Here is an 818-nt window from a genome sequence, read left to right as displayed (position 1 = left end):
AGCCGCGCGGCCAGCGCACGCGCGTGCGCGCCGTCGGCACCGGGCTGCAGCCACGCCTGCCGGACCTGCAATTCCCCGCGGGTAAGCGTGCCGGTCTTGTCGATCACGAGCGAATCGACCTCGGCGATCTTGTCGAGGAACGCGGCATTGCGAAACAGGATGCCGTGCCGCGCGCCGACCGCGATCCCGGCAATGGCCGTGGAAGGCGCGGCGAGCACCAGCGCGCACGGACACGCGGCCACGATGACCGCGAGCATCGCCGACGCATTCGCGGACGTGAACCAGACGATCGCCGCGATCAGCAGGACGAGCGCGAGATACGCACCCATGTGCCGCTCGAGCACCTGCGTGACGGGCGGTTTCGCCTGTTCCGCGTGCTGCATCAGCGCGATGATCTTGCCGAGCGTCGAATCCTTGCCGGTATGCGTGACGTCGATGCGCAACACGCCGTCGAGATTCAGCGCGCCGCCATACACCGTGCTGCCCGCATCGACGTCGTGCGGCACGGATTCGCCGGTGATCGGCCCGTTGTCGACGCTCGACGTGCCCGCCGCCACGATGCCGTCGACCGGGATGCGCGCACCGGCCACCACTTCGATGCAGTCGCCCACCCGCAGCGAGTCGTACGCGACGTCGACCGCGGTGCCGTCGGCGCCGATGCGGCGCACGCGGCCGGCCGTCAGCCGGCCGAGCGCGCGGATCGCTTCCTGCGAACCGAGCACGCTGCGCCCTTCGAGCGCATGACCGAACGTCATCACGATCGGCAGCAGCGCGGCCAGATCGGAAGAGCGTCGGTTAGGGAAAGAGGGTGCGGAAGC

1 protein-coding gene is annotated in these 818 nt (G+C 69.8%); it reads right to left on the bottom strand.

Going from position 1 to position 818, the window contains the following annotated elements; genetic code table 11:
• A partial coding sequence (locus G3N93_RS40900) for an HAD-IC family P-type ATPase (RefSeq protein WP_241026931.1) occupies positions 1 to 755 on the bottom strand: 755 nt, incomplete at its 3' end.
• Positions 756 to 818: the final 63 nt, after the last annotated feature.

The organism is Burkholderia sp. Se-20378 (assembly GCF_017104665.1).
In the GTDB taxonomy this organism is placed as follows: domain Bacteria; phylum Pseudomonadota; class Gammaproteobacteria; order Burkholderiales; family Burkholderiaceae; genus Burkholderia; species Burkholderia lata.
This window is presented reverse-complemented; position numbering and strand designations above follow the sequence as displayed.